The sequence below is a fragment of the Haloferax mucosum ATCC BAA-1512 genome (genome assembly GCF_000337815.1).
GTDB classification, from domain to species: Archaea; Halobacteriota; Halobacteria; order Halobacteriales; family Haloferacaceae; genus Haloferax; species Haloferax mucosum.
In genome coordinates this window covers 344,118-368,788 of sequence record NZ_AOLN01000011.1, presented here as the reverse complement: position 1 = coordinate 368,788, position 24,671 = coordinate 344,118, and the positions used below count along the sequence as shown (strand labels likewise).

At 64.0% G+C, this 24,671-nt stretch carries 22 protein-coding genes and 1 tRNA gene; 11 read left to right on the top strand and 12 right to left on the bottom strand.

Annotated elements, in window-relative coordinates; translation table 11 throughout:
* Window positions 1-12 precede the first annotated feature (12 nt).
* Window positions 13-1,404, top strand: a complete 1,392-nt coding sequence (gene ftsY, locus C440_RS08680) for a signal recognition particle-docking protein FtsY (protein ID WP_008320012.1) — start codon at window positions 13-15, stop codon at window positions 1,402-1,404.
* A 206-nt stretch (window positions 1,405-1,610) separates the two neighbouring features.
* Here ftsY and C440_RS08675 read toward each other — a convergent pair whose 3' ends face one another.
* From C440_RS08675 to C440_RS08665, 3 genes are all read right to left on the bottom strand, one after another.
* Window positions 1,611-8,309 (bottom strand): PGF-CTERM sorting domain-containing protein, encoded by a 6,699-nt coding sequence (locus C440_RS08675; protein ID WP_008320011.1) that lies wholly within the window; start codon window positions 8,307-8,309, stop codon window positions 1,611-1,613.
* 161 nt (window positions 8,310-8,470) lie between these two features.
* Entirely contained in the window at window positions 8,471-9,088 is a 618-nt protein-coding gene (locus C440_RS08670) for a LysE family translocator (RefSeq protein ID WP_008320010.1), read from the bottom strand.
* Between the two features lie 9 nt (window positions 9,089-9,097).
* Window positions 9,098-10,087: a D-2-hydroxyacid dehydrogenase gene (locus C440_RS08665; protein WP_008320009.1), complete on the bottom strand. Its 990-nt coding sequence runs from the start codon at window positions 10,085-10,087 to the stop codon at window positions 9,098-9,100.
* Window positions 10,088-10,178: 91 nt separating this feature from the next.
* On the opposite strand from C440_RS08665, the gene C440_RS08660 reads away from it, so the two are divergent.
* From C440_RS08660 to C440_RS08645, 4 genes are all read left to right on the top strand, one after another.
* Complete coding sequence (locus C440_RS08660) at window positions 10,179-11,573, top strand: signal recognition particle protein Srp54 (RefSeq protein ID WP_008320008.1); 1,395 nt, start codon at window positions 10,179-10,181, stop codon at window positions 11,571-11,573.
* A gap of 147 nt (window positions 11,574-11,720) precedes the next feature.
* Window positions 11,721-12,302: a magnesium transporter gene (locus tag C440_RS08655; RefSeq protein ID WP_008320007.1), complete on the top strand. Its 582-nt coding sequence runs from the start codon at window positions 11,721-11,723 to the stop codon at window positions 12,300-12,302.
* Window positions 12,303-12,863: a magnesium transporter gene (locus C440_RS08650; RefSeq protein ID WP_008320006.1), complete on the top strand. Its 561-nt coding sequence runs from the start codon at window positions 12,303-12,305 to the stop codon at window positions 12,861-12,863.
* A gap of 68 nt (window positions 12,864-12,931) precedes the next feature.
* The gene (locus C440_RS08645) at window positions 12,932-13,933 is read left to right on the top strand and encodes a transporter gate domain-containing protein (protein WP_008320004.1); all 1,002 of its coding nucleotides are present in this window, start codon (window positions 12,932-12,934) and stop codon (window positions 13,931-13,933) included.
* Between the two features lie 26 nt (window positions 13,934-13,959).
* Here C440_RS08645 and C440_RS08640 read toward each other — a convergent pair whose 3' ends face one another.
* Window positions 13,960-14,376 (bottom strand): RNA-binding domain-containing protein, encoded by a 417-nt coding sequence (locus tag C440_RS08640; protein ID WP_008320003.1) that lies wholly within the window; start codon window positions 14,374-14,376, stop codon window positions 13,960-13,962.
* Window positions 14,373-14,942 carry an AAA family ATPase gene (locus C440_RS08635; RefSeq protein ID WP_008320001.1) on the bottom strand — a complete coding sequence of 190 codons (570 nt, stop codon included), beginning with the start codon at window positions 14,940-14,942 and terminating at the stop codon, window positions 14,373-14,375. The genes C440_RS08640 and C440_RS08635 overlap by 4 nt, the downstream gene beginning before the upstream one ends.
* A 136-nt stretch (window positions 14,943-15,078) precedes the next feature.
* Here C440_RS08635 and C440_RS08630 point away from each other — a divergent pair, with 136 nt between their 5' ends.
* The 3 genes from C440_RS08630 (at window position 15,079) to C440_RS08620 (ending at window position 16,045) form a co-directional block, all read left to right on the top strand.
* Window positions 15,079-15,456: a YccF domain-containing protein gene (locus C440_RS08630; RefSeq protein ID WP_008319999.1), complete on the top strand. Its 378-nt coding sequence runs from the start codon at window positions 15,079-15,081 to the stop codon at window positions 15,454-15,456.
* A gap of 43 nt (window positions 15,457-15,499) precedes the next feature.
* A tRNA-Arg gene (locus C440_RS08625) sits at window positions 15,500-15,573 on the top strand.
* A gap of 148 nt (window positions 15,574-15,721) precedes the next feature.
* Complete coding sequence (locus C440_RS08620) at window positions 15,722-16,045, top strand: hypothetical protein (protein ID WP_008319998.1); 324 nt, start codon at window positions 15,722-15,724, stop codon at window positions 16,043-16,045.
* Between the two features lie 115 nt (window positions 16,046-16,160).
* Here C440_RS08620 and thsA read toward each other — a convergent pair whose 3' ends face one another.
* From thsA to eif1A, 5 genes are all read right to left on the bottom strand, one after another.
* Window positions 16,161-17,813, bottom strand: a complete 1,653-nt coding sequence (thsA, locus tag C440_RS08615) for a thermosome subunit alpha (RefSeq protein WP_008319996.1) — start codon at window positions 17,811-17,813, stop codon at window positions 16,161-16,163.
* Between the two features lie 304 nt (window positions 17,814-18,117).
* Window positions 18,118-18,387 (bottom strand): hypothetical protein, encoded by a 270-nt coding sequence (locus tag C440_RS18060; protein ID WP_049915555.1) that lies wholly within the window; start codon window positions 18,385-18,387, stop codon window positions 18,118-18,120.
* Window positions 18,388-18,471: 84 nt separating this feature from the next.
* Window positions 18,472-19,014, bottom strand: a complete 543-nt coding sequence (locus C440_RS08605; RefSeq protein WP_008319993.1) for a KH domain-containing protein — start codon at window positions 19,012-19,014, stop codon at window positions 18,472-18,474.
* An 83-nt stretch (window positions 19,015-19,097) separates the two neighbouring features.
* Window positions 19,098-19,952, bottom strand: a complete 855-nt coding sequence (gene rio1, locus C440_RS08600; RefSeq protein ID WP_008319990.1) for a serine/threonine-protein kinase Rio1 — start codon at window positions 19,950-19,952, stop codon at window positions 19,098-19,100.
* A gap of 168 nt (window positions 19,953-20,120) precedes the next feature.
* A complete protein-coding gene (gene eif1A / locus C440_RS08595) occupies window positions 20,121-20,411 on the bottom strand; it encodes a translation initiation factor eIF-1A (protein ID WP_004058539.1) in 291 nt (96 codons plus the stop codon).
* 105 nt (window positions 20,412-20,516) lie between these two features.
* Here eif1A and C440_RS08590 point away from each other — a divergent pair, with 105 nt between their 5' ends.
* On the top strand, window positions 20,517-20,696 hold the full coding sequence (locus tag C440_RS08590; protein WP_008319989.1) for a DUF7470 family protein: 180 nt from the start codon (window positions 20,517-20,519) through the stop codon (window positions 20,694-20,696).
* A 39-nt stretch (window positions 20,697-20,735) separates the two neighbouring features.
* Here C440_RS08590 and C440_RS08585 read toward each other — a convergent pair whose 3' ends face one another.
* Window positions 20,736-21,719: a tyrosine--tRNA ligase gene (locus C440_RS08585; RefSeq protein ID WP_008319988.1), complete on the bottom strand. Its 984-nt coding sequence runs from the start codon at window positions 21,717-21,719 to the stop codon at window positions 20,736-20,738.
* A 90-nt stretch (window positions 21,720-21,809) separates the two neighbouring features.
* Here C440_RS08585 and C440_RS08580 point away from each other — a divergent pair, with 90 nt between their 5' ends.
* Together C440_RS08580 and C440_RS08575 are read left to right on the top strand one after the other, a co-directional pair.
* A complete protein-coding gene (locus C440_RS08580) occupies window positions 21,810-22,121 on the top strand; it encodes a hypothetical protein (protein ID WP_008319987.1) in 312 nt (103 codons plus the stop codon).
* Between the two features lie 85 nt (window positions 22,122-22,206).
* Complete coding sequence (locus C440_RS08575) at window positions 22,207-22,449, top strand: hypothetical protein (protein WP_241432022.1); 243 nt, start codon at window positions 22,207-22,209, stop codon at window positions 22,447-22,449.
* An 89-nt stretch (window positions 22,450-22,538) separates the two neighbouring features.
* Here the strand turns inward: C440_RS08575 and C440_RS08570 are convergent, their stop codons facing one another.
* On the bottom strand, window positions 22,539-24,602 hold the full coding sequence (locus C440_RS08570; RefSeq protein WP_008319985.1) for a DUF460 domain-containing protein: 2,064 nt from the start codon (window positions 24,600-24,602) through the stop codon (window positions 22,539-22,541).
* Window positions 24,603-24,671: the final 69 nt, after the last annotated feature.

Here is a 24,671-nt window from a genome sequence, read left to right as displayed (position 1 = left end):
CTCACTATTCAGATGTTCGACGGACTGAAGAAGAAACTCAACCGCTTCCGGAAAGACGTCGAAGATACCGCCGAAGAGAAGGCAGAAGCGGCCGCTGAGGACGCTGACGCCGACGCGGAAGCGGACGCTCCCGATGCGGCGACGACCGCCGACACCGACGCGGTCGATGCCGAATCCACCGAGACGACCCCCACGGCGACTGACTCGGTTGCTGTCGAGACCGACGCCGAGACACAGCCAGCCGAACCCACCACGGAGACGGCCGAGGCTGACGCCGCGGTTGACACCGACGATGGGACGGGAGCCGAAACCGGAACCGAGTCGGCGACTGCATCGACCGACAGTCCGGCGACCGAGACGGCATCCCAACCCGAATCGGCGTCGGAACCTGCGTCGGCGGCCGCCGAACGCGAGGCCGAACGCGACGCTGACGGCGACGACATTCCGGAGTCGCTCGCCTCCGACGCCGCGAAAGCGGCGCTGTCGAACGAGGACGAAGACGATTCGTCCAGTGCGAGCCGATTGAAGCGCGCCGCCGCGTTTGCTACCGGGAAAGTCGTCATCGAGGAAGAAGACCTCGAAGACCCCCTGTGGGAACTCGAAATGGCGCTCCTCCAGAGCGACGTGGAGATGCAGGTCGCAGAGGAGATTCTCGACACCATCCGCGGGAAACTCATCGGCGAGACGCGAAAGCAGGTCCAGAGTACGGGCCAGCTCGTCTCCGAGGCGCTTCACGACGCACTTTACGAAGTCATCAGCGTCGGCCAGTTCGACTTCGACCAGCGCATCGCCGAGGCGGACAAACCGGTCACGCTCATCTTCACCGGTATCAACGGCGTCGGGAAGACGACGACCATCGCCAAGCTCGCTCGCTACTTCGAGAAACAGGGCTACTCGACGGTGCTCGCCAACGGCGACACCTACCGCGCCGGTGCGAACGAGCAGATTCGTGAGCACGCGGACGCGCTCGACAAGAAACTCATCGCCCACGAGCAGGGTGGCGACCCGGCGGCGGTCATCTACGACGCCGTCGAATACGCCGAGGCGCACGACATCGACATCGTGCTCGGCGACACGGCCGGTCGTCTTCACACCTCCAACGACCTCATGGCGCAGTTGGAGAAAATCGACCGCGTCGTCGGCCCGGACCTCACCATCTTCGTAGACGAGGCCGTCGCCGGACAGGACGCGGTCGAACGCGCTCGCCAGTTCAACGACGCGGCCGCAATCGACGGCGCGATTCTCACGAAGGCCGACGCCGACTCCAACGGCGGCGCGGCCATCTCTATCGCGTACGTCACGGGGAAACCAATCCTGTTCCTCGGCGTCGGACAGGGCTACGACCACATCGAACGGTTCGACCCCGAAGCGATGGTCGAACGACTTCTCGGAGACGAGGAGTAACCGCTCGGGACCGAACACGACGGTCCGTCGGCCGTCTGTCGTCTCATTTTTGCGCGTTGCAACACTGACATCAGTCTACTATAGTAGCGTTTGCAACTGCTGACAGCCGATCGAACGACAGCGGTCTATCGAGTGTGCAATGACTTGCAAACGCTACTATCGCTCCGACAGAACGTCGCGCCAGCGTCGTCTCAGTCGCGTCCGCGTCACTTCCGCCGACGTCGCCGACCTCGAACGAGCGCGACGATACCGACTGCGACGACTGCGACGACAGCGCCGAATCCGGGCGTCTCGGTCGTCGTCGACCGCTCGGTGGTCGCTTCCGTGGGCGGTGTCGTCTCGTCGTCCTTCTCGGTCGTCGTCGCCTCCGGCGTGGGCGTCTCGTCAGTCCGGGCGGTCACGGTCCCGGCCGACACGCCATCGACCGACACGTTCGTCACGCCGCCGCGTTCCAGTTCGACGTCGAGCGCGACGACCGCCCGCTCGCCCGCGCCGAGAGTCACGTCGCGCGACCCGACGACGGTCCCGTTTGCCGTCACCGCGACGGTCTTTTTCACGCCGAAGCCGCGGGGATTAGTGAGTTCGGCCGTCACCGTAAGCGACTGTCCAGCAGGTACGCTCGGCCGGGAGAGGGTCGCACCCTCCACGGAGAGCAAGTCGCCCGATTCGACGCCGACGACGAACCGGGAGAGACCGGGCGAGTTCGCTCGGAGCCTGTGCGTTCCGTTGTCTCGCGTTTCGACAGTCGTCTCGACGCGATTCCACGCGTCGCCGTGGAACCGGTACAAAGAGAGTTCGTCCGCCTCGACACCGAGCCGAGCGAGTCGGTCGGCATCGACGGCAACCGTGAAGGCGGCCGCGTCGATGGTCGAATCGTCGATTTCGTGGTCAACTCGGAGCGACCCGAGGACGACGCCATCGAACCGGGTCGTCGGGCCATCGTTCGCCTCGCCAGAGTCGTTAGCCTCGTCGGCGTCATCTTCGGCTGGCGAGGCCGTTCTGTTCGACGTCGTCACATCGACTGTCGTCTCCGAGACCGACGTGTCGAGAAGCGGTGCGTCGCCCGCGACGGCGAGGGAGTAGTTGGACGCGCGGTTCGTCGTCACTGTGAGTCGCGTCAGATTCATCCCGCCGGTTTCGACACGGCCGTCGAAATCGACCGCGACCGGCTTGTCTCGTGCGGGATTCCCGACTGAGACGTTCGTCACGTTCTCGTTGGTCTCGTCGTCTTCGACGCGAACGACGGTGTCGGGACGCGAGCGACCGTCCCCGTCGTCGTTCGAGCCACCTCCGCTTTGACTGCTGTCTCCGCCGTCCGATGACCCACCGCCGGACGAACCGCCGCCGGAACCGCCTGCACCGCCGCTTCCGCCGTCGTCGCTGTCGTCGCTGTCGTCCACTTGGATTGAGATACTATCGGACTGTCCGCTCGCGCCGTCTTTGCCGGTCGCGTCGGTCGCCGCCGAGAGCGTCGCGGTCACGGTACCGCTTGCACTCGGCTCGAACGTTGCGACGTAGCCGGACCCGACTGCCGTGAACGCGTCTGTCGAGAGCGTCGCCGACTCCGCGCCGGAGACGGTCACCGTGATGTTCGTCAGCGCTTCGGAGGCGCTGAAACTCACTCGAACCGTCTCTCCCGTCGGATTTTCGACCGTGAACTTCGACACGTCCGGTGGCGTGTTCAACGCGAGCGTGTTCGTCCACTCGTGTTGGTCGGTGCCCTCGGTGTCGGTTGCGACGAGTTCGACGTCGTAGTCGCCGTCGTCGTCGGCGGCCGCGCCGTCAACGGTGACGTTCGCGTCGTAGATGTCGTCGCCGTCCCCGTCGGTCAGCGCGACGGCCGCTCCCGCGCCGAACGATGTCGCATCTGCGGTGACAGCCGTCACGCCGGTATCGTCGGTCACGTTCGCGCTGATTTCGAGCACGTCGCCGTCATCGACCGCGCCGTCGCCGTCGGTCGCATCGGTCAGCGTCGCGTTCGTCACGACGGGACCGGTAGCGCTCACGGTGAGCGGTGCCGTCGTCCCGCTGTCGTCGTTTCCGACCGTGTCTTCGACGACGAACGTCGCGGACTGCGTGCCGCCGGACGCGCCGGAGCCGACCGCGACGGTGGCTTCGTAGGTGTCGTCGCCGTTGCCGTCGGTCAGTTCGACAGGCGACCCGACGCCGAGGTCGGAGAGATACGCCGTCACCGACTCGACCGCGGTCGTCGCGTCTGTGACGGTGATGCTGACTGTCACCGAGTCGCCGACGCCGACAGTGCCGTCGCCGTCGGTCGCGTCGGTGAGCGAGAGACCGCTCATCGCCGGCGGCGCCGTATCGAGCGTGACCGTGCCGGTCGCCGCGGTCTGTGCGGTTCCGCCGGTGTCGTTCGCGGTGACGCTGACGGCGCGGTCACCGTCAGCCGGGACGCCGCTTTCGTCGACGACGAGCGTCGATTCGTAGGTCCCGTCACCGTCGCCGTCGGTGAGTTTCACGGCCGACCCCGCGCCGAAGGCGGACGCGTCGGCGAGGACCGCCGCGACTGCTGTCGTCGCGTCGGCGGCGTCCACGGAGACGACGAGCACGTCACCGTCGCTTACGGTGCCGTCGCCGTCGGTCGTATCAGTGAGTGTGACGTTCGAGAGCGACGGGGCGGTCGTGTCGAGCGTCAGTTGCGGCGTGCTGACGGTCTGTGCGTTCCCCTGTCCGTCGGTCGCTTGAATCGTGATGCCGCGGGCACCGTCCGCCGCGGTCCCGGTGTCATCGACGGTGACGGTCGCGTCGTAGATATCGTCGCCGTCGGCGTCAGAGAGCGTGACTGCCGACCCCGCGCCGAAGGCGGACGCGTCGGCGACGACCGACTCGACGCCTGTGAGGTCGGTCGCTTCGACCGAGACGGTGAGGTCGCTCCCGTTCGCAGCGACGCCGTCGCCGTCAGTTGCGTCCGTGAGCGTAGGATTCGACAGCGACGGGGATGCGCTGTCGAGAGTCGGTCCGCCGACCGTCGTCATCCCCTCGTTGTCGGCCGCATCGACCGCGGTGAAGGTGACGTCGTGTGCCCCGTCGGACGTTCCCGCCTCCGAGACCGTGACTGTCGCGTCGTATGTGCCGTCGCCGTCGCCATCGGAGAGTGGCACCGCCGACCCGGCACCGAACGCGGAGACATCCGCGGTGACGGTTGCGACAGTCGTGTTGTCGGCGACCGTCACGTCGAGCGTGAGTTCGTCGCCGCCATCGACGGCCCCGTTTGCGTCGGTCGAATCGGTGACAGCGTCGTTCGAGAGTGTCGGTGCGGTCGTATCGAGCGTCAGCGGGTCGGTCGTACCGGTTTCGGTGTTGAACCCGGCGTCGGCCACGGTGACTGTGATACTGTAGTTGCCGTCGGGGTCGGCGGCCGAGTCATCGACTGGGACCGTCGTCTCGTAGGTGTTGCCCGACGCGTGTCCGAGTGCGACTCCTGAGCCGAGACCGAACTCGGTCAAGTCGGCCGTTACGGTCTCGATACTACTTTCGCCGTCCGAGACGGTCGCTGTCACCGTGATGTCGTCGCCGTCGCCGACGATTCTGTCGCCGTCGTCACCGACGCTCACGTCCGAGATAGTCGGTGCCGCGGTGTCAACGGTCACACTTCCGGTCCCTGCCGTCTGGGTTCTTCCCTGTGCGTCTTCGGCGACGATTGTGAGCGAGTGCGCGCCGAGCGTCGCGTTTCCGCCATCGACGCTGATAGTCGCGTCGTAGCGGTCACTGCCGCTGTTCGTCAGGGTGACGTCGCCCGCGCCGAACGCGGACGCATCGACCGTCACGTTCCGAACCGTCGTCGCGTCGGTCACGTTCGCCGAGATGGTCAGCGCGTCCGCGTCGGCGACGACGCCGTTTCCGTCGGTCGCATCGGTCAGTTCCGCGTCGTCGAGTACGGGCGCGTCGGTGTCGAGCGTGAGTTCGCCAGCGGACTGGTTTCGGTCGTTTCCGGCCGCGTCGGTCGCGGTGACGACGACCGTGTGATTCCCGTCGAGACCAGCGGTCGCGTCGGAGACGGTTGCCGTCGCGGTGTAGGTACTTCCCGTGTCGTGCGGGAGTTCGACGACGCCAGCGCCGAACGCGGAGAGATTCACCGTGACGTTCACGACACCGCTCGTCGCGTCGGAGACGGTCGCAGTGACGCGAATCGACTCGCCGTCGCCGACCACGCCGTCGCCGTTCGTCGCGTCTTCCGCGCTCGGCGAGAACGACGCGGGTGGAGTCGAATCGAGGGTGAGTTCGCCCGTCGCGGTTGTCACGTCGGTCCCATGAGCGTCGGCCGCGACGATTTCGACGGAGTAGTTGCCGTCGGGGTCGGCGGTCGCGCCATCGACGGTGACGGTCGCGTCGTAGGTGTCGTCGCCGTTGCCGTCGGTGAGAGAGACCGCCGACCCAGCGCCGAACGCCGAGAGGTCGGCCGTGACGGAACCGGCCGTGGTCGCGTCGGTGACGGTCGCCGAGACGGTCACGCTGTCGCCGTCGGTCACGAGACGGTCGCCGTCGTCCGAGAGCGTCGCCTCCGCCACGCTCGGCGCGGTCGTATCGAGCGTCAGGGTCGGCGTCGTCGCGGTCGAAATCTTGCTTTTTTCGTCTGTCGCGGTGAGTTCGACGGAGTGGTCTCCGTCGGGGTCGGCGGTCGCGTCATCGACGGTGACGGTCGCGTCGTAGGTGTCGTCGCCGTTGCCGTCGGTGAGAGAGACCGCCGACCCAGCGCCGAACGCGGAGAGATTCGCGGTGATGGACGAGATGGTAACGGTGTCGGTGACGGTCGCCGAGACGGTTATCGAATCCGTGTCGGCGACGACGCCGTCTCCGTTGGTCGCGTCGGTCACCGTCGGATTCGTGATGGTCGGCGGCGCGGTGTTCAGCGCGAGCGTCCCCGTCGAATCCGTGCGTTCGTTGTCGCCGTCGTCGGTCGCTGTCACCGTAACGCCGTAGTCGCCCTCGCCGGAGGAATCCGCTTCGTCGACGGTGACGGTCCCGGTGTAGGTGCCACCGCCGCTGTCGGTGAGTTTCACGGCTGGTCCCGCGCCGAACGCGGAGGCGTCGGCCGTGACGTTCACGACGCCGCTCGTCGCGTCGGTGCTGTTCGCACGAATCTCGATTTGGTCACCGTCTTCGACGATGCCGTCGCCGTCAGTCGCGTCCGTTATCGAGAGGTCAGAGAGCGTCGGGTCCGTCGTGTCGAGAACGAGCGTCTCGGTCGTCACGGATTCGACGTTGCCTTCGGCGTCGGTGGCGGTGAGTTGTACGGAATAGCTTCCGTCCGAGGCCGCGTTCGTGGCTTTCACCGTCGCCGTCGCGTCGTACACGCCGTCGGCGTCGCCGTCGGTCAGCGTCTCGCTTTCGCCGAGGTGCCCCCAGCCGAACTCTCGCCCGTCGAAGGTGACGCTGGCGATATCGCTCGTCGCATCCGAGACGTTCACGTCGAGACGGAAGTCGTCACCGTCGGCGAGAACGCTGTCGCCGTCGGCCGCGTCGAGTAGCGTCGCGTTCGACATCGACGGCGAGATGGTGTCTACCGTCGTGGCTCCCGACCGTCCGCCCGCGCCGTTCTGGCCGGTTGAGTCGTTTGCGACGAGCAGGTCGGCGGTGAAATCTCCCTCGGTGGTCGTGTTCCACGTCGCCGTGTAGGTGCCGCCGGATTCGGCGAAATCGGACGCTGTCAGCGTCGTCGTACTCGGGCCGCTGACGGACACCTCGATGTCGGCCAGCGTCTCCGAGGAGTCGAAACTGACGGTGAGATTCTGGCCGCTTGGGTTGGTGACGGCGTAGGACGTGATGTCCGGCGGGGCGCTGATTGCGACCGCCGCGCTTTCGTTCGACGCCGACTGCCCGGCGAAATCGACCGCGGTGACGGTCGCGTTGTAGTAGCCGTCAGGTGCGGCCGCCGCGCCGTCGGTAGTTGCCGTCGCGGTGTAGATGTTTCCGGTGTCTTTCGTGAGGACGACGGCAGAACCGGCACCGAACGCCGAGAGGTCGGCCGTGAGTTTCGACCCGTCGAGAGTCGGTCCCGCCGGGCCGTCGGTGATGGCGGCTTCGATGCCGAACGTGTCGCCGTCGTTGAGCACGTCGTCTTGGACCGCGCTCCCGGTGAACTGCACGTTCGAGACCGACGGCGTCGAGGTGTCGATGGTCAGCGTCGTCGCGCTCGTCGTGTTCCCTTCGTTTCCTGTGCCGTCGGTGTCGGTCGCGGTGAGCGTCACCGAGTGGTTGCCTTCGGTCGGCGTCTCACCCGAACCGACGGTGATTGTCGTCTCGTAGGTGTCGCCGCCCGTATGACTGAGTGGTTCGGCGGCGTCTGCACCGAACGCGCTGAGATTGGCCGTCACCGAGTCGATGCTCGTCGTGTTTTCGACGACAGTCGCGCTGACCGTGACATCGTCACCAGCCGTGACGTAGCCGTTGCCGTCGGCGTCGTCGGTGACAGCAAGGTTCGAAACTAACGGCGGCCCGGAATCGACGATGACAGTTCGTTCTTCGCCGCTCGCGCCGTTGTTTCCGTCTTGGCCCTTGGCGACGAGCAGTTCGGCGGTGTAGGTGCTGTCTGCTGACGCCGTGTAGGTCGCCGTGTACCGGTACGGAGCAGAGGTGTCCCCGGTCGAAAATATGGAATCAGTAATCGCGTAGTCGATGAACTTCTCTTCTGTCGTCGGATTCAGCGAGGCGTTGTAGAACGCGACGTTGATGTCCTCTAACTCCTTCGAGGAGGTGAAACTGAACTCGACGGTGCGGCCGGATTTACTTTCGACGGTGAAGTCCGAGATGGTCGGCGCGGACGCCGCGGACACGACACCCGCCCCGAAGCCGATATCTGTCGTCGCGGCCGGCGCGACGACCATCGTGGAGAGAACCACGACACCGACGAAAAAGAGCTTGAGCGTATTACGAGCGTTCTTGTCCACGAATCTATTTTGATATTGAAATTGAATGTCCGAATGACTCGACTCGTCCGTGTGCGTACGTGTATTATCCGACATGAAGCTGTGGCTGATAAGGGCACGGTCGTAATTATCAAAATTGTAATTTGCACCTCGGGTACGATGTCAATCCCCGGCGTGCGAAGCTACTCGACCGCGAGACCGACGCCGAGTGCAACCATCACACCGCCGCCAACCCAATTGAGACGTGACGTGACCCGCGGCGATTCGAGTGCTTTCCCCGCCCGCTCCGAGACGAGCGCGACGAGACAGAGATAGACGGCCGTGAGAACCGCGTACGTCGCGCCGAGAAGCGCTATCCTGCTGTCCGCGCCCGCTCCCGTGCCGGCGAAGTTGGGGAGAAACGCGAGGAAGAACAGCGCGACCTTCGGGTTGAGCGCGTTCACCAAGACGCCGCGGCGAAAACTCCCGCCCGAATTCGTCTCCACCTGCGGGTCGAACTCGCGGTTTCGGATGGCGTTGATGCCGAGATAGACGAGATATAGCGCACCGACGTATTTCACGGCGCGATACGCAATCGGCGCGGCTCTAAGCAGTGCCGCCAACCCGAGCGTCGCCGCGGCGGTATGGAGCAAGACGCCGGTGGCGATGCCGAGCGCCGATCGAATCCCCGAACTTCTGCCTTGTACCCCCCGAGCGAGGACGTACACCGTATCTGGGCCGGGCGTGAGAATGAGCGCGATAGACGCGGCGCAGAAGGCGACCATGGTTGCCGGTTGCAGGCCAAACACGACGCCAGTCATGAGTTCTGACTAGCGCGTTCCGGATGAAGTACGTGGGGTTTCGGGAAGGATTTGGTTCCGGAGCGTCGCGTCGGCACTCTCGCGGTCTGCCAGCAGTTCGACGTTCTCCGCGAGAATCTCTGCCAGCCGGGTGAAGTACTGCGGCGTGTGACCCGCGATGTGGGGTGTGATGAATACGTTCTCGAAGTTCCAAAGCGGGTGGTCCTTCGGGAGTGGTTCCGGGTCTGTCACGTCGAGTGCGGCCGCCCGAATCCGCCCGCGTTGGACCGTCGTGACGAGTGCGTCGGTATCGACGACACCACCGCGGGCGACGTTCACGAGGACGGCGTGGTCCGGCAGGGCGTCGAACGCGTTTCCGTCGATGAGTCGTCGCGTGTCGTCGGTCAGCGGACACGCGAGAACGAGATAGTCCGTCTCCACGAGGGCGGATTCGAGTTCGTCGAAGCCGAGCACGCGGTCGGTCGGACCGCCCTTTTCGGGCGTGTATCGAACACCGACGGTCTCGACGCCGAAGGGGTCGAGGCGTTCGACGACGGCCTGCCCGATTGCGCCGAGACCGACGACGGTGACGGTTGCCCCGTTGAGTTCGCCCATCGCCTGAAACGACCGCCATTCGCGGCGCTCTTGGCGGCGGATTCCCTCGTCGAGGCGGCGGGTAATCAACAGGAGCCAACCGATGACGTGTTCGGCGACGTTGGGACCGTGGACGCCGGAGGCGTTCGTGAGCGCGATGTTCCGCTCGCGGAGGGTCTCCATCGGCAGGTGGTCGTAGCCAGCGGCCGCACCGGCGAATAGCCGGAGGTTGTCGGCGGCGGCGAGCACGTCGTCGGAGAGGTACGTCCCGGTGATGATATCGGCGTCGCCGGCCGCGTCGAGGGTCTCGTCGGTCGTCTTCGGGTGGACGATGGTCGCGTCGGGAAGCCGTTCGCGGAGCGCATCGATGTACTCCTCGGTGGGGATACCGTGGGCGGGCTGGTCGAGCACGAGGATTTTGGGCATCGTCAGCAACGTCGCCGGCGCGGCCGATAGATGTTCGCCCGCGGACGCGACGGATAAAGCCTTTACCGACGCGACGGCGTAGGAAGGGACAATGGTACTCGATAATCTCGGGAGTTCTCTCCGTGGCAGTCTCGACAAGCTACGGGGGAAGTCCCGCCTCGACGAGGACGACGTCCAGGAGATCGTCAAGGAGATTCAACGCTCCTTGCTCTCCGCCGACGTCGATGTCAGTCTCGTCATGGACCTCTCTGACTCCATCAAGACCCGCGCGCTCGAAGAAGAGCCGCCGGGTGGTACGAGCGCCCGTGACCACGTTCTGAAAATCGTCTACGAGGAACTCGTCGGTCTCATCGGCGAATCCACGGAGATTCCGCTCGAATCGCAAACCATCATGCTCGCCGGTCTCCAGGGGTCGGGGAAGACGACCACCTCCGCCAAGATGGCGTGGTGGTTCTCGAAGAAGGGCCTTCGTCCGGCGGTCATCCAGACCGACACCTTCCGCCCCGGTGCGTACGACCAGGCCAAACAGATGTGTGAGCGCGCCGAGGTCGACTTCTACGGCGACCCCGACTGCGACGACCCGGTTCAAATCGCCCGCGACGGCCTCGAAGCGACTGCAGACGCTGAGGTGCACATCGTGGACACGGCCGGTCGCCACGCCCTCGAAGACGACCTTATCGACGAAATCGAGGAAATCGAATCGGTCGTCCAGCCCGACCTGAACATGCTCGTCCTCGACGCGGCAATCGGGCAGGGTGCCAAAGAGCAGGCCCAGCAGTTCGACGAGTCCATCGGCATCGGCGGCGTCGTCATCACCAAACTCGACGGGACGGCGAAGGGTGGCGGTGCGCTGACCGCCGTCAACGAGACGGATTCGTCCATCGGCTTCCTCGGCATGGGTGAGACCGTTCAGGACATCGAGCGCTTCGAGCCGAACGGCTTCATCTCCCGCCTGCTCGGCATGGGTGACCTGAAACAACTCTCCGAGCGCGTCGAACGCGCCATGACCGAGACCCAGGCCGAAGACGAGGACTGGGACCCCGAGGAGATGATGAAGGGGAGTTTCACCCTCAAGGACATGCAAAAACAGATGGAGGCGATGAACAAGATGGGACCGCTCGACCAAGTCCTCGACATGATTCCGGGCTTCGGTGGCGGCATCAAAGATCAACTCCCGGACGACGCGATGGACGTGACGAAAGACCGGATGCGGTCGTTCGAGGTCGTCATGGACTCCATGACCGACGAGGAACTGGAGAACCCACGCAAGGTCGGCGCCTCTCGCGTCAGGCGCATCGCACAGGGGTCCGGACAGGACGAAGAGACGATTCAGGAACTCCTCGAACAACACCGTATGATGGAACAGACCATCAAGCAGTTCCAGAGCATGGGCGACGGCGACATGCAACGGATGATGAAGAAACTCCAGAACCAAGGTGGCGGTGGTGGCGGTATGGGTGGTCTCGGCGGTATGGGACCGTTCTAAGCCGTTCTGTTGGTCTCGTCTGAGCAACCCTGCTTCGTCCCCGCTCGTTTTCCGTCTCGACTTCGATACCGCAACCGACCGACGCCACGTCAGTCAGACGTGCTCGATACCCCCGACTTTTAACGTTCGAGGCCGTCGCACCCCACAATGACGGTGCGCGACGTGGCGGTCGAGGCCTACAAGGAAGCCTTGCCTGCGCTCGCTGCGAGTCTCGTCGGTGGTCTCATCGCCGGGGTCGTCCTCAGCGGCATGCGCGCCGAACTCCGGGCAGTTCCGGGCTTGCTCGTGCTCGTCCCTGCGCTTCTCGCCACCCGTGGCAACGTCTACGGCTCGCTCGGCGCTCGCATCGCCACCGGTCTCCATCAGGGACTCGTCGAACCGCACGTGACCAGCGGCGACGAACGACTCCGTGCCGCCGCGACGGCCGCACTCGCAAACGGTGTGCTGACAAGCACGTTCGCCGCCGTGGTGGCGTTTTTCCTCCTGACGCTCCTCGGCAGTGCGGTCGCGCCGCTTCCGGTTCTCGTCGGCATCGCAATCATCGCCGGACTGCTCTCGGGTATCGTGCTTACTGTCGTCGTCGTCACCGTCGTCTTCGCCGGGTACCGCCGGGGCCGAAATCCGGACACAATCGTCGGTCCCGTCGTGACGACGACCGGTGACGTGTTCGGCATCCTCTTTTTGCTCGTCGCCGTCAGGACCGTCCTCGCGCTCGCGGGGGTGTTCTGAGTGCCGACCGAGTGGACGGTCCGCGACATCACTCGCGCGATGCTCCCCGTCTTGCTCGTACTCACGCTCGTCGAACTCGGAAGCGGTCTCGTCCTCGGAAGTTTCGAGGCGCAGTTGCTCCAATATCCCTCGCTTCTCGTGCTCGTGCCGGTCACTATCGGGACGGCTGGCAACCTCGGAAGCGTACTCGCGGCCCGGCTCTCCACGTCGTTTCACCTCGGGACGCTCTCGTTTTCTCCCGCCGACGACGAACTCACCGGAAACGCAATCGCAACGCTCGCGCTCGCCATCACCGTCTTCCCGGTCATCGGTGCCGGAGCGTGGCTCGCAACGCTCGTCGTCTCCAGCGACCCCGCGTTGACGTTCTGGACGGTCGTCGTGGTCGCGCTCTCCAGCGGCATCTCGCTCGCTGTCTTGGCCGTGTTGGTGACGTTCACCGCGACTTACGTCGCCTACCGGTTCGGACTCGACCCAGACGACGTGGTGATTCCCGTCGTCACCAACGTCTGCGACGTGTTGGGGGTCGTCGTCCTGTTCGTCGTGGCGCAGTTGTTGGTTTAGCGTCGCTCGATTCCGGCGGCGCGGGAGTGACCGACGCCGATTAGTCCGCTCGGACCAGACCCTCCTGCGTGCAGTTGTCGGCAATCCTTCCGGTACTCTTCGAGGTCCTCCCGCGAGTCGCGCGCATCGCCGCGTACATCGCAGTCGGCGTCTTCGCCGCGAACCTCGTCGTCGCGTTCGGTCTCGTCGAGCGAATCGCCGGTCTCTCGCGGTATCTGACCGGTCCCGCGAACCTCCCCGACGAGGTCGGAACGGCCATCGTCACGACCGCCGCATCGACGACCGCGGGCTACGGGATGCTCGCCGAATTCCGCGACTCCGGCGTTCTCGACGACCGAGCGACCCTCGTCGCCGTCACCATCAACACCTTTTTCGGCTTCGTCCAGCACATCTTCACGTTCTACTGGCCGGTTCTCATCCCCATCCTCGGCCGCGAAGTCGGGTTCATGTACGTCGGCGCGCGAGCGGCCATCGCGCTCGCAATCACCCTCACGGGCGTCGTCGCCGGGGCAGTGCTCCTTTCGAGCCGAAAAACCGCAGTCGCATCCGACTCCACACCGGTCACCGAGACCGACGGGTCCGGCACCCCACCGGCCGACGCCGCTTTCGACTCCGACGACGATTCGCTTCGGACGAACGTCGAATCTGCCGCCCGGAGTACGTGGAACAAGCTCCGGCGCATCGTCCCGCGACTCGCCGTCGTCTACGTGGCTATCACGCTCGTCCTCCGGACGACCGACCTCGAATCGTTCACGACGCTCGCCGAACCGCTGACGACTCTCGTCGGACTCCCGGGGGCCGCGGTCCCGGTCGTCGTCGCCTTCGCGTTCGACACGACAACCGGCGCGGCGGCCATCGCGCCGGCTATCGGCGAGACGTTCTCGCCGAAGCAAGCCGTGGCGACGATGCTCATCGGCGGTATCATCTCCTTTGCCGTCTCGACGTTCAAGCGGTCGATTCCCTTCCAGTACGGCATCTGGGGACCCGAGTTCGGGTCCAAAGTAATCGCCGTCAACACGGCACTGAAAGTCGTCTTCATCGCTATCGCGGTGGCGGTGTTGGTTGCGTAACCGTTCGAAAACGAGCTTTACTCGTCTTATCGCTCGTCAGGGTCGATTGGCCGCCCGTCTTCCGTCGGCGGCGCGATGTAGTTGATGAGTTCGTCTACCGTCGGGTCGCCGACGGTCACGTGCACCTCGATGTCGCCGAGTTCGTCGGGGTTGCCGACCGCGAAGTTGACGACACCTTTGAAGGCGGCCTGCTTTTTCAGCGCGAACGAGAAGCCGTCGTCGTCTTTTCGCTTTGCGAACTCGCGGCGGGCCGTGTCGAGGATGGTCTGTTCGTGCAACCGCTCCGAAAACCGCTCTAACTCGTGGGTCTCGCCGACGAGTGCTCCCGGTTCGTGCGTGAGTTCGGTGCCGGGAAAGAGGTTCTTGACGGCGTCGCCGACGCGGTCTGTCACTTCGGTGTCGCGGACAGGCACTTCGATGCGAACGTCAACACTGTAAATCATGCTTCGGCCTCCGTGACGGCCTCCGGACCGTCTTCGAACAGGAGGGTAATTTGCTCGCGGTACGCCTCCAGCGTGTCGGTGTTCTCGATGACCACGTCGGCGCGGTCCATCGCTTCGCCCATCCCGAAGTCGAGTTCGCGTGCTTCGCGCTTTTTTAGCGCCTCGACGTCCGTGTCGCTCGCGTCGCGGTCGCGGTCGAGCAGGCGCTCTGCGCGCGTCTCGAACGGCGCTTCGACGCTCACGAGGACGAACTCGTCGCCGAAGGCCTCGCGGAAGCGGTCGAGTTCCACGCCCGAGCGAAGCCCATCGACGAGCACCACGTCGTTCGATTCGAGGTGGCCTTCGATGACCGGCAGTGAGCGCGCGGCGATGGCGTCGTCGCCGTCTTCCTCGCGGAGGGCTTTCGCTATCTTCCCGTGGTCCGTCGCCGGGTCGAGACCGCGGCGGCGACACTCCTCGCGGATGATGTCGCCCATCGTCACGACGGGGATGCCTGCTTCGCGGGCGACGTCGGCCAGTTCACCCTTCCCGCTTCCGGGCAAACCGACCGTCCCGATGACTCTCATAGCCGGTGATACCGCGTTGGCGCTGTTAAACCCTCCCTTCACGTCGCTCCGGGCGGCCGAACTACCTCGTCGCCGCGGCGGTCTTCGAACCACTGTTTGCCCCGTCGCTTTTCGGTTCTCGCTCCGTAGGTGTCGTATGCGACAACGCTCCCTCATCGTCCGTGCGCTCTGGTTCGTGTTCGTCGGTTGGTGGGCCACCCCGGCTATCGTCAACATCGCGTGGCTCCTGAACGCAACGGTCATCGGCATCCCGCTCGGTATCTCGCTCATCAACCTCGTTCCGACCGTGTTGTCGCTCAAAGAGCCTCTCTATCAGTTCGAGGACGAGAGCACCGAGGGTCAGCGGTCGCTCTTCGTTCGCGCTGTCTATTTCGTGTGTATCGGCTGGTGGCTCGGTTGGCTGTGGGCGAACGTCGCGGTCGTGTTCACGCTCACGATTATCGGACTCCCGGTCGGCATTTGGATGCTCAACCGGTTGCCCGCGGTCACGTCGTTGTATCGGTTTGACGGATAGAACCCGATTCGTTTTTCTTGCAGGGCCGATTTGTGGGAGTCGAGGGCGCGTAGCTCAGTTGGACAGAGCGTCGGACTTCTAATCCGATGGCCGCGGGTTCGAATCCCGTCGCGCCCGCTCAGTCGCGTTGCTCCTTCGCGGGCGCGACTGACTCCCACTCGCTTCGCTCGCGGGAGTCAGTCGCGCTTTTTGTGTTTGTGTTAGTCTGCCGAGCGACAGCGAGGCGTAAACAATATTCCATCGCCTCGGGAGAACTCCTTCAGATATGAGGGATATCGTTGGTCTCCTCGCGGCGACGCTGATTTTCGTGGTCCTCGCGTACAATCTGGTGTTCAGTTTTGCCAACGAGGAGTGGTTGAACACCGTCTTTCACGGGGCGAGTCTCATCGTGGGTGTTCTCTTATTGGCTTCTTACTTCGGCTTCACCCAGGCTGTTCCCGTGGCTGTTGACCCGCTTCTGTCGGCACTCACGCTACTCCTCGCGCCGTTATTTGTTGTCGAACATCTCACCGAGCGTGGTTCACCATATCGACAGCCAACCGTCCGAGTAGAGGCGGTCTGTGGAGTACTCGCGGTCTCGGTTCAGTAACTCCGGCGCAGTCGCTCACCGGTGAGTCCAAGAAAAATACGGTTCTGAATCGGGCCGACGATTCGAGTCGATGCGCGAGTCAGGTGGTGGGTGTATGTGTCCTATCCGGGAGCGCTCACATTGCGCCGCCCATGCCGCCCATGCCGCCCATACCGCCCATGCCACCCATGCCGCCAGCGGGTGCGCCGCCTTCGTCGTCGTCGTCGCCGGTCTGGCCACCGGAGAGGTCGCCAGCGGCGATGACGTCGTCGATGCGGAGGATCATGACAGCGGCTTCGGTCGCGGACTCGATGGCCTGCGTCTTGACGCGGAGGGGTTCCACGACGCCTTCGTCTTCCATGTCGATGACTTCGCCCGTGTAGGCGTCGAGACCAGCGGCGAATTCGCCGCCGTCGTGACGCGAGCGGAGGTCGACGAGGGAGTCGATGGGGTCGAGACCGGCGTTCTCGGCGAGAGTGCGCGGGATGATGTCCAGCGCTTCGGCGAACGCCTCGACGGCGAGCTGTTCGCGGCCGCCGACGGAGTCAGCGAACTCGCGCAGGACAAGCGAGAGTTCCGTCTCGGGCGCGCCGCCACCGGGGAGCACCTTGCCGTCTTCGAGCGTCGTGCGGACGACGCCGAGGGAATCCTCGATTGCGCGTTCGAGTTCGTCAACGACGTGTTCCGTGCCGCCGCGGAGGATGAGCGTGACGGACTTCGCGTCTTCGACATCCTCGACGAAGATGCGCTCGTCGCCGCCGATGTCCTTCTGGGCGACGGAGCCGGCGAAGCCAAGGTCGTCGGCTTCGATGTCGTCGAGACTGCTGACGACGCGGCCGCCCGTGGCGCGGGCGAGGCGCTTGAGGTCGGAGGATTTGGCGCGGCGGACGGCGAGGATGCCTTCCTTGGCGAGGTAGTGCTGGGCCATGTCGTCGATACCGTCGCCGACGAAGACGACGTCGGTGCCGACATCGACGAGCTTGTCAACCATCTCCTTCAGCTGTTTTTCTTCCTGGTCGAGGAACTGCTGAAGCTGGTCTGGGTCCGTGACGTTGACTTCGGCGTCGATTTCGGTCTCGCGGACTTCGAGTGCGTCGTCGAGGATGGCGATGTCGGCGTCCTCGACTCCGTAGGGCATGTTCTCATCGACGCGCTCTTTGTCAACGATGACGCCTTCGACGAGTTCGGAGTTGTTGATGGTGCCGCCGACGACCTTCTCGATAGAGACGTTGTCCGTGTCGATGCTGTCGTCGTCCTTGACGGCCAGCACGGAATCGACGACGAGTTCGGCGAGCAGGTCCTTCGCGGACTCTGCGCCCTTGCCGGTCATCGCCGTCGCGGCGATCTTCTGGAGGGTCTCGTGGTCGTCTTCGGTGACCTCGATGGCGTTGTCTTCGAGGACTTCCTTGGCCTTCTCGGCGGCCTGACGGTAGCCCTGCGCGATGGTCGTCGCGTGGACATCGGATTCGAGGAGGTCCTCGGCCTGGTCGAGGAGTTCGCCGGCGATGATGACGGCCGTCGTCGTGCCATCTCCGACTTCGGTCTCTTGCGTCTCGGAGACTTCGACGATCATGTTGGCCGCGGGGTGGTCGATATCCATCTCCTTGAGGATGGTGACGCCGTCGTTCGTGACGACGACCTGGCCCGACGAATCGACGAGCATCTTGTCCATCCCTTTGGGGCCGAGTGTCGTGCGTACGGCCTCAGCAACAGCCTTTCCGGCTGTGATGTTCATCGACTGTGCGTCCTGTCCGGACGTTCGCTGGGAGTCTTCACCCAGAATGATCATGGGCTGACCCTGCTGCATTCGCTGGCTCATAGACATCGCTTGATTGTTTGTGATTCTATAAAAACATTGCGCTTAATGGTATGCTAAAACGCATCACAGTGTCGGGGTACAGACCCGGCGTTGGCGGGCGGTTAGCCGCGTTTATTAACGGCGTTCAACCGCACCAGACGCGCCCCGTCAAACGGGTCGGTGTAGTCGATTCCGAGATGGTCGTACACGCCACGCGGAATCCCGATGTCGGCGAGACACAAGTCACCTACCGTCGCTTCCGGGCAGACTCTCCCGGTCTTCGGGAGCGCCAGTGTCAGCGTCGTGTTAGGACCCACGGCCGCGTTCGACGGTTTTGGTGCTCTCGGTGTTTTTGTCGTCGCCCGTCTCCGCGGTGGCTTCCGATGTCTCGGTGAGAGCCGCCGCTTCGCGGGCGACTTCCGCGAGCGTCCGCCCGCCCGTGTTCCATCATCTGAAGGAGTCCGAGACCGACGGTCTCGACCGCGACTCGGTCCACATCGCGCATCTCGTCGGCGGTGACGGCTGGCACGGCCCGCCCGTGTTCCATCTCGAAAGTCGTCGTCACGACTCTCCGTACGGGGTGCGAAAGAAAGACGGTACGGGGCCGGTGCCGCGTCGGCGACGGTCTTCGTGACGGTGGCGTCTCAGTTCAGTCGTTCTGCTTGACGTTGAAACCGCGCGTTAGGTCGTTGTGCTTGCGTTCGAGGTACGAGTACACCGCGCCGTGGGGGGCACCGTCGAGAATCATATCGACGGCGCGACGGACGACTTCGACCTCTTCGGGCTGGCCGATGATGCCGAGCGTCGAACCGTAGATGACAACGTCCGCGCCGGTCAACTCTTCCATGAGTTCGCGGGTGCGACCGTTCTCGCCGATGAGTCGGCCCTTCTGCCGCCGCATGTCGTTTTTATTTCGAGTATGTCGGTCGATTTCGATGAGTTCGAACATCATCATGTCGTCGTCGAGGAGCGCCATCGCGTCCTCTGGGGCGAAGCCGCGGCCGACAGCCCGAACGACGTCGGGAGCGACCATTCCGAGAACGGGGTCGCCGACGCTGTCGATGGCGACACTGCCGTTTTCGGAATCGACGTCGAGTCGGACTTCCGCACGACTCTCGATTTCGCGGAGCGTCGAGCCACCTTCGCCGATGAGAACACCGATACGGTCCTGCGGCACCTTGACGTGCTGCATATCACTGGGTATCCGGCCGAACGGTTTAAGCGTTCGCTCGGCCGCGACCCACGTGTCTTAGTCGCATACGTCGCCGCAGTCGGTTATTCGTCCTCGTCGGCCGTGACGAACTCGTACAGCGAGTCGCCATCGGCGTCGGCACCCTGTCGGCGGAAGAAGTTAGCCACGTTGTGGCAGTCACGCCGGAGGAACTCCTCGGCGTTCGGGTGATGGACCGTGACTGCCTGTCCGAGGTCGATGACGACGAGTTCGCCCTCGTGGATGATGAGATTGTACTCGGAGAGGTCGCCGTGGACGAGACCGGCACGGTGAAGGCGACGCATGTACTCACGGACGACTTCGTAGGCTGTCTGCGGGTTCTCGACGTTTACTTCGGAGAGGCGACGTGCCCGGTCTTCGACCAAGCCGACGAGTTCCATCACGAGGACGTTCCGCTGGACGGCGATTGGTTTCGGAACCCGGACACCGGCGCGTTGGGCACGTTCGAGGTTGGCGAACTCCTTTCTGACCCACGCGCGAACGACTTGCCCTTTGTCGTGGCCGATATTTTCGAATCGCGGGTCGCCTTCGAGGTAGTCGCGCATGTGGCGGAAGTCAGAGGCGTTGATACGGTAGATTTTGACGGCGACGTCGTCTTCTTCGCCGCCGAGTGCTTCGAAGACGTTCGCCTCTTTCCCGGTCGAAATCGGCCCGCCGAACGCGTCGATGTAGCCGTCTTGAACCAGTTTGTAGATGGCGGCGAAGGTCGCGTCGTCGAATACCGACTGTTCGACTTTGAACTGGTCGGCGTCTTTCAACCGAATTCTGAACTCGTCGAAATCGCGGTCCTTGCGACGTGCGATGCGGTCTGCTTCGTCGTCGGAGACGTCTATCTCCTCCCACTCGTCGCCGAACGCCTCACCCTCTTGAGGTTCGACCATGCCGAACTCGTCACTCATTGGACTACAGCTACGAGAGGCGAGCTGAAAAGGACACAGGTGCTGTCTTCGCGCGTTCGTCGGCGGTTGGCGTCCTGTTCACTTGGGTTCGGAACGCTGTCGGTGCGTCCACCGGACCGTCGGTGCGACCTGGCGCGGCCCACAGCTGGCGCGCTCGGACTCGACTCGTTACTGGATGTGGCCTTCGCGGCGAAGTTGGTCGGCTTCGGACTTCTCGTAACGCCACGTCACGTCGGCTTTCTCGTCTTGCCAGTCCCACGGCTCGACGAGGACTACGTCGTCTTCTCGAATCCAGATGCGTTTTTGCATTCGACCGGGAATGCGAGCGGTCCGCTCGACGCCGTCGGCACAGCGGACGCGGATACGATTGGCACCGAGCATGTTCGTCACGACGGCGAACACTTCGTCGTCGTTCGGCATTCGGAGGTCTCGGCGGCGCTCGTTCTCGTCGTCGCTCATGCGCGAGCGTTTGATGGCGTCATGTTTAAACCCGCCGACGTTTGTCCGGCGCGAACCGTCGGTACAAGCGACGCGTTTAGGGTACTCCCTGCACGCCGTCGTGATATGCTTGATAAACTTGGAACGAAGGGTATCGTTGGAGTCGTCTGTCTGCTCGCTGGAATCGGCATCGTCGCCGTCAAAGCGCCAATCGTCGCGGCCGGTCTCGCATTTGTCGTCGCGGGGATGGGTCTCGTCGCCAGCGGTCTCGCCGAAGGCGTCATGAAAATGTTCGGGATGGCTTGAGCGCGGTCAGGCTATCGAACGGTCCGGAACACAGCCGGATTACTGTATCTTCTCGCGGCCGGGCGCGATGAGTTCGTCGAGGTAGTCGGCGAGCGCGCCCTTCGCGTCGGCCGGGTGGAGTTCGCCGGATTCGAGGTCCGCCTCCAGCGACTCGTAGTCGTCGTATTCGAGGTTCCCGCCGTACTGATCGGGGCGCTCGACCACGACGCGCTCGAAGCGCGGGAAGACGTGGTACTCGAAGATTTGGAGAACCGGATTTTCACGCTCTTCGCCGTCGTCGGTCGGTTCGGGGTCGGCCGTCGGCGGGCAGAATGCGCCGTTGACCTTGTCCTCGATGTCTTCGGTCGAGTCTTCCATCGAGATGGTGACGCCCTTCGACGACGACATCTTGCCGATGCCACTTCCCAAGTCGGCGATGAGCGGCGTGTGCAGACAGGTCGGGGCGTCCTCGTTGATGCTCGGAAGCGTGTCGCGGGCGAGCATGTGAACCTTGCGCTGTTCCATCCCGCCGATGGCGAGGTCCACGTCGAGGTAGACGATGTCGAGCGCCTGCATGATGGGGTAGACCGCCTGTGCGACGGTGACGCTGTCGCCGCTTTTGATTTCGGCCATGGCGCGCTCGGCGCGCGAGAGCGTCGTCTCCAGTTCGAGGGCGTGCAGGTCGAGCACGTAGCTCTCGTCGAGTTGGAACTCCGACCCGAGGACGAACTCGGTTTGACTCTCGTCGAGACCGTAGGCGATGAACTGTTCTTTCATCCGCTCGGCCGTCTGGCGAATCTCCTCGAAAGTGCCCTTGCCGTTGAGGTAGGCGTGTACGTCAGCGAGAAGTACGACTACCTTGAAGCCCGCCGCTTGGAGGTCGATGAGCTTGTTGGCGGTGAGCATGTGACCGATGTGGAGGACACCGGAGGGCTCGTAACCCACGTACGCTCGCTTGCCCTCAGAGTCGTCGGCCAGCGCGCGCACTTCGTCCTCCGTGACCACTTCGGAGGCGTTCCGAGTGATCAGGTCGTATGCGTCCATACGTATCGGGTGACGGGGATGTGGGATATTACTTCTGGAACGCCTCTCGGTGTCGAAACGGACAACAGGCCGCGGTCCTAACTCCGGGTGATGTCCGACTCCGGAACCCGAACCCGCGCACCGATACTCATCTTCGCCGCGCTCATCCTCGCCGTCTTCGGCCTACTGGCGGCCATGTGGGCCTCGGTTCGCGGCGGCGACCTCCTTCCGTACATCCTCGGCTTCGCCCTCTACTTCCTCGCGTTCCACATCTACCTTCCCTATCGCGTCCACAAGGATGCGACGTTCAAAGAGCGGAACGCGACGTTCTGGGCGGCGCTCGCTTTTTTCGTGCCGCTTCTCGGCGCGGCGACGTACTTCGCCGTGATTGCGCTGACCGGCGACGACACGAGCGGAAACTGAGGGTCATCGCCGTCGGGAAGCAGTCCGGGTCCAGATGACTGCTAACGAACAGCTTAACACGCCTCTGACACGAGTTCGTCTGTCGGTGGCTTCCGACGAACTTCTGCGGTCGATACGGCGGTGGCTCATGACCGTCGTGTTCCTGTTCGCTACGTTGTTGTATCTCGTTTCGGCGGCGAGTCGGGGAGTGTATTTGGACAACGTTATCGTGCTCCTCTCCGGCGGAATCGCGTTGACCAGTCTGTTCTATCTGGGCGACGATATCGTGCCCGTGTGTATCGAACAGACGCGACGGTATCTCAAGGAGATTCCCCGAGAAGACGAGTGAGACCTGTGGACTCTCACAGTGGTCTATCGCGTCGGGTACTCAGCACAGACAATCACACCTGGGAATTCTCAACGACCATCATAACCCTGTCAGCGCCGGTTCTCGGCGCGATGTTCGGAGATAATCTGGTCCACCATCTCTTTTTGTTGTTCCTTCTGTCGTTCTTCGGCTCGGTCCTCCCAGTCCGCAATCGCGGCGGCGACGTCCGACTCTCTGGCGACGGCGAGTTCGTCTATCTCCTGAATCGCCACGTCGTCAGCGGGAGCGACCGGGATATCGGCCTCGAAGAGCACTTCGTCGGCGACTTCCGAGAGGTTGCCCGACCGGAGGACGACCTTGGGGTCGAACTCGGCGAGTCGCTCCGCGGTCGTTCGCCCCGCACCGCTGGCGTCCCGGAGGTAGACGACGTCTCCGGCGGCGATACCGTACTGTTCGACGGTTTCGTCCAGCGCGCCGTTAGTGAACTGCTCGACGACCTTGACCGGCATCAAGTTTCTGCTGGACTCGCTCGCTTCGCTCTCTCCGTCGGGGACTTCCCACTCACCGTCGCCCGCGGGAATCCCGTCGGTGTTCACGTCCGCGAAGTTCGAGTGGTCGAGTTTCCACAGCGACTTCAAGCGGTCGAGTTTGTCGGTGAGTGCTTCGTTTTCGGCTTCGAGCGATTCGACCGTGCGCTCTAAACGACCGTTCTCGCGTTCGAGCCGATTGATTTCACGACGCTCGCGGGCCTCTCGGCGCTCTTCGCGTCGCGCTTCGGAGAGTTCCGTTTTGTACTCCTCGATGGTCTCGTCTTTCGCTTCGATGGTCGATTTGAGGTCGTCAACGTGGGATTCGAGGCGCTCGACGCGGGATTTGAGGTCGCTGATTTTGCGCTCTTCGGGCGTGCGCTCGGACGATTCGTGAGCGTCCGCTTCGGATTCGTCGCCCTCGTCGCCGCCCTCGTCGTCGAGGTCGCGGAGGACGGCTTCGACCGACTCGTCGTTTACGAGCACGCGGGCGATGACCTCCTCGCGGTCCACGTCGGCCGGAACTTTCCGCGAGATGCGTTCGAACTGGTCTTCGTGGTCGTCGAAGGCGAACAGCGCGGCCGCGAGAGCGTCGCGTTCGTGGTCGTTCTCGTAGTCGATGTCGCGGGTCCGGTGGAGCTTTTCGTCTACCGGGATGTCCGACGGCGGTTCCCACCCGGCGGCGTCGAAGCTTCGCCGGAACTTCTCGACCGTCTCGGGCATCGGGTGTACGTCGGCGGCGACGAGGCTGGGGCGACCGCGCTCGATGAGCCATTCGATGACCGCGGCCGTGTCCGCGGTTCGCGTCGAGTGCACGTCGAGGACGCGACCGTCGAAGCCGACGACGGCGACGGCGGTGGTCGTGCCGGGGTCGATGCCGACGATGACCCGGTCGCGGCGTTTCACGAGCGGTTCGAATTCGATGCCGTCGCGGCGCTCGCGCTCGATTTCGACTCGGGTGTCGCCGGAGCGGTGCGTCGAGACCGGAATGTCTTGCGGGCGCGCCTCGACGGTGAAAAGCGCCTGCGAATAGCCGCCGTACTTTTCGGTCACGTCCTGTTCGAAGTCGAGATTCGCGTCGGTGAGCGCGGATTCGACTTCGCGGGCCTGTTGCCTGACGGAGCCGTGAATCCGGCGCGTGTAGCGGTCTTGACTCCAGCCGCCTTTCCCGGTCGAACGCCCGCGAGAGACTTTGACGGTGGTCGTATTTTCGAAAGCGGCGACCTCGTAGCCGACGTTGGCGAGCGCGAGGCGAGCGGCCGCCTCGGCCTCTTTCATCGGGTCTTTTCCGTAGGGGACACCGTGACGCGAGGCGACTCGTGAGAGCGGTTCGGGACGCTCCGCGCCCGTCACCTGCACCAAGCGCGTCTCGTGGGGAAGCCACCGCAGAAACCGAACAAGGTCGTCCTTGTCGGTCGCCAGTTCGTACATGTTGTCGGTGGCGACGAACGCGGGTTCGTCGCGCTCGATGAGTCGGCGTAACTTTCGGAAGGAGACAACGTCTCGTTCGATTCGGACCTCGTCTGACTCGGTGTCTCTGGTGTCTAACACGACCAGCGCGTACGACGGCGAATCGCCGCGGATGTCGCCGCTCTGGATGTCAACGCCGAAGACGACCGAGTCGAGCGCACTCGTCCGGTCGTTCACGGCGGCGACTAGGGACGCGCCGAATATATACTCCACGCCGGTTTTGGGGTCGCTTCGAGGGACGAAATC